Here is a 1,133-nt window from a genome sequence, read left to right on the forward strand (position 1 = left end):
GCTGCTGCGCTGCCCGGAGGCGGGCACCAACGCCGCGCACCGGGGCACGATCGGCTCGGCGGAACCGACGATGCTCACCCGGGCCTTCACCGGACGGCGTGCGCGCGGAATCCGCAACCGTTTTCTTCGGGAGCACACCGCGACCGCACCCGCCGCCTACCCCGAAATTCATTACGCCACCGCCCCGTTGCGGGCCGCGGGCCGCGCCGCCGGCAACACCGACGATGTGAATCTGTGGGCGGGGCAAGCGCATTCACTGGTGACCGAGCTATCGGCAGGCGAACTGATCGCCGACCTGGCCGCCGACGCGAAAAGCGCACTACGGAAAGCACTTTCAGAATGAATCCAGGGTTGTTGACAACCGATTTCGTTTAGACTCGAAGGGGCATCGCATCCCGCCGACCACCACCAAGCAGGAGGAGAGCGCCATGTCCCTCGATGTTCCCGCAGCACTGCTCGAGCGCGCCGAACAGGGCGATATCGACGACGCCGAGTTCGTAGAATGCGTCCGCACGTCACTGCCGTACGCCTGGGAAGTGGTGAGCCGGGTAGCCGGCGACCTGCGGGCGGGCGACGCGGAGTTCGCCGACAATGTGGTGCCGCCGCCGGACGAGGTCGCCCGCGGCCAGCTGCTGCGCGCCCTGGCCTCCGACGCCATCCGCGGCGGTCTGGAACGGCACTTCGGCGTGAAACTCGCCTTCCAGAACTGCCATCGGGTCGCGGCCTTCCCGCTCTCGGCGGTCGGCGGCGAGACCTACAGCCGCTACATCAGCCCGCGCGCCCAGCTCCTCAACCAGAGCCCGGAACTCCGGAACTGTTGAGCACCAGCGTTTCTGTCGACAACTGAATATCGACAACTGCATCGCACAACAGGATCCGACAGCTGAATCCGACAACAGAACAAACAACTGAACAACAACTGAATGAGAACGGCGGGCGTGGAAGAGATTCCACGCCCGCCGCCACATCTACCAGCGGACACCCCGGTTTCGGCCACCTCGCCGCCGAGGGGTGAGACGTACCGCCGAAGGCGCAGTACCACCCCGGTTTCGGCCGCCTCGCCGCCGAGGGGTGAGACATACCGCCGAAGGCGCAGTACCACCCCGGTTTCGGCCGCCTCGCCGCCGAGGGGT

Annotated in this window: 2 protein-coding genes; both read left to right on the forward strand. The window is 66.7% G+C overall.

Features of this window, described 5'->3' with window-relative positions:
- Positions 1–343 (forward strand): nitronate monooxygenase (locus ATM97_RS25605; RefSeq protein ID WP_218720749.1); only part of this gene is annotated, 343 nt, incomplete at its 5' end.
- Between the two features lie 85 nt (positions 344–428).
- On the forward strand, positions 429–821 hold the full coding sequence (locus ATM97_RS25610; protein ID WP_218720750.1) for an SCO5389 family protein: 393 nt from the start codon (positions 429–431) through the stop codon (positions 819–821).
- Positions 822–1,133: the final 312 nt, after the last annotated feature.

This window comes from Nocardia sp. MH4 (assembly GCF_019266065.1).
GTDB classification, from domain to species: Bacteria; Actinomycetota; Actinomycetes; order Mycobacteriales; family Mycobacteriaceae; genus Nocardia; species Nocardia canadensis.

Bases quoted from the DNA above. Each gene is read 5' to 3' on its own strand.
- ATM97_RS25610 (WP_218720750.1), top strand. From the start codon at position 429: ATGTCCCTCGATGTTCCCGCAGCACTGCTCGAGCGCGCCGAACAGGGC.